The following is a 6322-nucleotide window of genomic DNA, read 5'->3' as shown; positions in this document are numbered from 1 at the left end:
TTAACAGGCGATTTGACTAACGAACACTTCTATTGCCGAACAACACAGAACGGTTGCCTATTCAACGACTGCATCATCGTCGGTTACCAGAGGTGTGGGGTTCTCTTCCACCCATTTTGCAATCTCTTCTTTTTCCGCTTCAACTTTTGCTACTCCAGAATCGTCGCAGCCAACCAGAGAAAACGACACAACAATTGCCGCCACCGCAAACCATGAACGCTTCATCTTTTGAACTTCCGAGTTATAATCATCTGAACAGAATAAATTGGTTCACCCGCGTATCGGGTGAACCAACGCAACAATCGACAAGGTCGATTCAAGAACGAATTGCCAGAGCACTCGCTCGCCTAGAATTCATCCTTGATCGTTTCTTTTCCTGCACGTGTCCCAAGTGAACCCCACAGCCCAAACGGGCTCATACTTCCTGGCGGCAGAAAGTCGGCGCCATTTCCAACGTGTCGACTGGACTGGTTTCCAGCCTCGATCGAATCCGTGACGAACTTGACGGCTCCGTCACCCATCAGCACATGCACCCCACCTTGATGTCGACTGCTCGGTGGAGCGATCGCATCGGATATGGAAAGATCACCAGTACAAAGAACACCATTGGGAGGTGTTATGGTTGTCATCCCGCAAAACACGGGTTCACCAAACGCCCATTTAAAACCTCGCTTTTGCTCCTCGAGCGGACCGACACTCGCGTTGAAGGACGTCTCGGTAAAACCCGCTTTCCAAAATTGCGGACGCGACGGATCGATGTCGCCATCACAACCCTGGTTGCCATGCTCTCGGTGGACCGATGTTGTTGCGGAGGATGTCAGTTTTGCAGGATGTGTGCGATTGTCTTGGTCACCTAAGTCTGTCGCAATCTCGCCGCCGATGATGGTGTTTGCCAGGCCATCCAAAATGTCACGAAACGCCGTTTGCTTACGCCAAATAAAAGCGCCGCGGCAACCTGCGTTCGTATTCTGAGCTCGTGTGGAATCGGTAATCCCGAAGAAATGGGTGTCCGTCCGCGGACCAGCTTGTTGAAAAGCTGAGTCGCCGTAACATGCACCATAGTTGGTGCGGCCGTGACTCGGCAGACCGGAGCCTGGGTCGCTGGGGCACCGAAAACCAGGAACGGATGTCATCCAAGGATCGAATGCGGCCGTATTGTGATTGGAAAGATGACGCCGCGGTGTTGGCCCCATCGACTGAAAACTGGTAGTCGCATTGACTTGATACGGATTGCTTATCTGCTCCCAAAGCGCCTGCTGTTCCACAAATGGAGTTAGTCCCACAAGCCAACTTAACGACATGTTATTGGAAGCCTTGGGAACATCAGCCAACGTCTGAGCAAGGCCCGTGGACGAAGGAGAGCCCACGCCACCATAGGTTCCTCCACCACACTGTGGCAGCATGTTGTACGCACTGTGATAATTGTGCACCGCTAAACCGATCTGCTTGAAGTTGTTGCTGCAGCTCATTCGTCGAGCTGCTTCTCGAGCAGCCTGGACAGCAGGCAGTAAAAGCCCGACCAATACACCAATGATAGCGATGACCACCAGCAGTTCGACGAGCGTGAAACCAACACGTGAACGTTTCATCAAAATACTCCAGATAAGAAAAGAAATAAGGAAGTTGTCTTACGCAAAAGTGAGTTCGAGACGCAGCCAACGCTCGCGAATGGTTAACCACACCGTGAAGGATTAGCAGTGCATCTCGCAACGTTGAGATCATTAGTCACCAGTCTGTTCGCCACCGTAACGGAAGCTACCGACGCGTTACTTACCCTCAACGTGTTAATGCTAACCTCCACGCTGGAGGCGGCAATGTGGATTCACCCCTTGTTTTGCGACGACTGACATTTCGGTTATCGAGCCAGCGAATTTGAGGGGAGAAGTTTGACGCCATTGATGAGGGAACGTCGTCCGATGACGAAAAACTCAATCGGAATCGCGAACCGACATTGTTGTCATTCTGAACAGGTCACTTGCTGCCGCGGTAATCACCCAGGCTTGGGTTGTTGATCCAAGACGCCGGTGCGGTATTGTGATGGCGACATGTACTCCGTCGCTTTGAAAGTCACTCGCATTCGTTCCTCGCTTGGGAATCCAGCGATATAGGCAACTTCCTTTACTCCGAGATCCGTCTCACGTAGCAGACGCTTGGCCCGACTTAATCTACAAGTCACCATTTCTTCTAAGATGGAATGCCCAAGTTCTGCGGCAAAACGGCGTTCCAGAACACGGCGGCTCACCGACAATCGGTCCGCAAACGCTTTCACTGAGAACGCGCGATCGCTATGCGTCCAAATCAAATTAAGAGTATCGGCGACCAGTGGATCGGAAATGTCCTTTTCGCGTACCGTGCGGTTGCCACCTGGGATCTGGCCCGGAGTTGCCATCGCTTCGATAACACTTCCAATCAATGCCATGGCTTGCATCGACAGCAATACTGAATTCTGATTGAGTGAAGTCTTGACTCGCTGAATGAGGTCGTCAAAGCGATCTGCCAGTGTTTTGTATCCCTTGACCCGACCCACCGCTCGATTGGGACGGATCAGATCAAGCTCTTGTAGCCGGTGTGTCATCACGCCATTGAAAGAGATCCAGTGTTCCTGCCATCCCACTTGTTGTAATGGACGATATCGATGCCACACGCCGGGAAACAAGAGAAGGGCGTGCCCCGCTTCGATCGCGACCTCTCCAGTTTGTTGTGATTCGAAAACACCTTGACCGTCTGAAATTAATACCACTTGAAACTCTGGGAGCACTCTGCCACGTGCCCACGTAAATTGGTACAGACCGGGATGACCTTTCGCTGGGTACTCCGCTTGCGGTAGCACGCCCCCACGCCCTACTCCCGTCACGTAGATCCCCCATAACATCGCCGCGTCATTGACAGGCAAATAGTGGTAATAGTCTTCGAATGCTTGCTCGTTCAATTCTTCGGTCTCCACCAAATATCAGCTCGCGGGGCTTTCAGTAGGTTCGTTGTTTGGGCATTTGCCTCGGTTCCCTTGCTCAACCGGTACTAACGCCCAAACGAAACGATGTGAAGCTTTTACGTAACCCGCGATGCGTAAGCGAACGTCCGGCTTAGGGTGACTCTAACAACTCGCATTCGTTCTTTTTTTAAGGCCGGAGGCCGACACATTTACTGAGTCATTGTGTCGGGCTCCGGCCTTTGCAGCTCATTCGCTACATCCGGCTAACGAGATTTCACCGGTCCGTTCCCGCTTAACCCAGATGCAAGCAATTGTGGCGCCATCGCGAACTGCCAGCGAATCAAATGATCATAATGTCACTCGGTGACCATCAGCGTGTATCCCGATTTCGCTGATGAGATTTGCGGTGATTTTTGGTTCTTTTCAATTTTTTCGATGCAATCGGATCACGATCCTAGATTGCTATCATCGGAGACACTTACAGATCATTTCTTAGCGAGTGGCGAGGGGGACGCTTTAGACGCCCAAGCTGCGGTCCATTGAAATAGGACGAGACGCGATGCAGGTGCAAACCCGATTGCCGCCGGACTGAAGATTCTCGTCCCATGACAATGACCCTCGATACGAGGTCGCAATGTCCGCTCAAGGAGCGCTTATCGGCTCACGGACCGGCGGTAAATCATGAAGCCAATGGACTGTGTTGGCAACGCAATGTCCGGGCAGCAAGGGACGCAGCCCAACACGACAGGTCGGCGGCTGTCGATCGAATTAACGTCGCGTACGACTGCTTAGTGTCTTCTGCAAATGTTCGCAAGCGGTTTCGAGTACATGAACCCGGGCGGTGTATTTGTCGTTTGCGGGGACGATGGTCCAGGGCGCATACGATGTGTTGGTGTATTGGATCATATCATTGACGGCCTGCTCATACACGTCCCACTTTTCCCGATTACGCCAATCTTCTTTCGTCAACTTCCACGCTTTGTGAGGGATCGTTTTACGTTCTTCGAATCGACGGAGCTGTTCATCCTGATCGATATGCAACCAAAATTTGCAGATCATGATGCCGCTTTCGACCAACTCTTGCTCAAACTCGTTGATCTCGTTATAGGCTCTCTGCCATTCGTCGGTTCGAGCAAAACCCTCGATACGTTCGACCAGCACTCGTCCATACCACGAACGATCAAAGAACGTGATGTTTCCGGCGCTGGGCAAGTGACGCCAAAATCGCCACAGGTAGTGTTGTGCGTGTTCTTCTTCGGTGGGTGCAGCAATCGGAATCACCCGATAGGTCCTGGGATCAAGTGCCCGCAAAATCCGCCGGATGGCGCCGCCTTTGCCTGCGGCGTCCCAGCCTTCGAAGACCAGTACACTGGAAACCTTTTGTTGTTTGGCCTGTCGACACAGCCGATTGAGGTCCCCCTGTGCCTGCTCTCGTCTGAGTCGGTATTCCTTCTTGTTGAGTGTCTGTTTCAGATCGACACCTGATAACCAATCGACGGGACTGGGTTTGTGATCGGTCGGCACTGGCACCGGTGAGGCGACGTTCAAGCGTTTCTTGATCGCGTCCAAAATGTGTTGTCCGATGGCCATCGAGCGGTACCGGTGGTCGGCACCGTCGATGACTCGCCATGGTGCGAGCGGAGCATCGGTGGCATCAATGATTTGATCGCCTGCGACGACAAATCGGTTGTACATCGCCCAATGGGCCCAATCCGTGTGCGTCACACGCCAAGCGGTTGCAGGATTCGCTTCCAGCCGCTCTAGCTGCTTTCGTTGGCGGCGTTTGTCGAGGTGCATCCAAAACTTCAGGATCAACGCACCGTCGGTCGCCAGCGTTCGTTCAAACCGACAAATCCGCTGGACATGCCTCGGGAATTCGGATTCAGAAACGGTTTGAGCGACCGATCCCAGCAACACCTGCGAATACCACGCACTCAAGAACAAACCGATCTGACCGCGAGGCGGCAAGTCGTGCCAATAACGGCGAAAGACGGGCCGCTCTATATCGGTATCCGCATCGGACGACCTGGCGTAGGCGCGATTGATCAGCCATCGGGGATCCATCCATTCATTCAACAAATTCACCATTTCGCTCTTGCCTGCGCCGTCCACACCGGCAAACAGAACAATCACAGGAAAATTTGCTTTGCGAAGCGAGTTCTGTGCCTCCAACAATTCCGCGCGAAGAGCCGGTAAGCGAGCTTCGTACTCGCGTTTCTTCAGTTTTTCGGAATGCACAAAGTTTGCCAGTCTCACTATTCCTACCTTTTGCTCATTGAGGCTCGTGATTTCACCACCACTATAGCGTTTTGATGATGCAATCGTGGCGACTGGCAATCCACTGGGGGATTTGCTACTTCGCTGCAGCTTTGAGCTGGGCAAATCGTGCCCTCATTTTGCGCAACTGGCCTGCGTGCTCTGGATCGCCCGCCAGATCATTCTCTTCGATCGGATCGTGCTTCAGGTTGAACAATTGCTCACGATCAAATTCGGGCCAATAGAAGTATTTCCAATCCTTGCTAACGAGCGCCTCGGAAGCAGGAATGAATTCGGTGCTCTTTAGCATCGGATGCTCGTAGAAAAACTCATCACGCCACTCGGGCTTGTCGTCGCCCAGGTATAGCGGTGCGATGTTGGCACCTTGCATGGTTTTGGGGGCGTCGATTCCCGCGGCGGCAAGGATGGTCGGAGCCAAGTCGACGTTCAACGTCAGTGCGTCATTGGTTTGACCCGCGTCGGAGTTGGGCATCCGCGGGTCACGCACGATCAGCGGCACGCGAATACTCTCTTGGTGTGGGTACCACTTGTCGGCCAACCCATGTTCGGCGTGGTAATAACCGTTGTCGGTGGTGAAGATGACCAGGGTATTCTCATCGAGCCCTTGCTGCTTCAGTTCCGCAAGGATCCGTCCGCAAGTGGTGTCGACCTCGGTTGCCAACCGGTAGTAATTTTTCATCATTGTTTGGTACTTTTCGGGCGTGTCGAATCGCCAGTGCCATCGATTGCGTCCTTCGTTCTTTTCATTGCCAACGAAATCGGGCAACCGTTCAAACGATTCCTGGGTCGCGTTGACGGGCACAGGAATCGTGACGTCTTGATACAACGCCATGCTTTCGGGTTGCGGCAGAAACTGCTGTGGATGTGAATCCTCGGCGTGTGTGGCAAAAAATGCCACTGTCAGACAAAATGGCTTGTCGGCAGGACGACTCTTTAAGAAATCCATGGCGTCGTCTTCGTTCTTTTGGGTCACATGGATCTTTGAACCATCGGGTTTGGTGATCCAGTGCGTTCCATAGTAGGAACGGCTGAAGTCAAAACGTTCGGCCGGAATTTTCCCCATTATGCCATTTGCCAACATGGCCAACGTAGTATCCGTTCTCACGCAGTAAC

Annotated in this window: 4 protein-coding genes and 1 pseudogene; all 5 read right to left on the bottom strand. The window is 52.7% G+C overall.

The window, feature by feature from the left end; genetic code table 11:
- Positions 1 to 57: 57 nt before the first annotated feature.
- Positions 58 to 225, bottom strand: coding sequence for a hypothetical protein (locus tag RMSM_RS41625; protein ID WP_008708900.1), 168 nt, complete (start codon positions 223 to 225; stop codon positions 58 to 60).
- A 122-nt stretch (positions 226 to 347) separates the two neighbouring features.
- Entirely contained in the window at positions 348 to 1589 is a 1242-nt protein-coding gene (locus RMSM_RS34850) for a DUF1559 domain-containing protein (protein WP_008708898.1), read from the bottom strand.
- A 401-nt stretch (positions 1590 to 1990) separates the two neighbouring features.
- Positions 1991 to 2944 (bottom strand): AraC family transcriptional regulator, encoded by a 954-nt coding sequence (locus RMSM_RS34845; RefSeq protein WP_008708896.1) that lies wholly within the window; start codon positions 2942 to 2944, stop codon positions 1991 to 1993.
- 756 nt (positions 2945 to 3700) lie between these two features.
- Positions 3701 to 5188, bottom strand: a complete 1488-nt coding sequence (gene pap / locus RMSM_RS34835; RefSeq protein WP_236622427.1) for a polyphosphate:AMP phosphotransferase — start codon at positions 5186 to 5188, stop codon at positions 3701 to 3703.
- A gap of 97 nt (positions 5189 to 5285) precedes the next feature.
- Positions 5286 to 6322 (bottom strand): annotated as a pseudogene (locus RMSM_RS34830) (sulfatase-like hydrolase/transferase); the annotation flags it as partial.

It is taken from the genome of Rhodopirellula maiorica SM1 (assembly GCF_000346295.1).
GTDB lineage: Bacteria > Planctomycetota > Planctomycetia > Pirellulales > Pirellulaceae > Novipirellula > Novipirellula maiorica.
The sequence above is the reverse complement of the archived record's forward strand: the minus strand, read 5'-3'. Positions and strand labels throughout refer to the sequence as shown.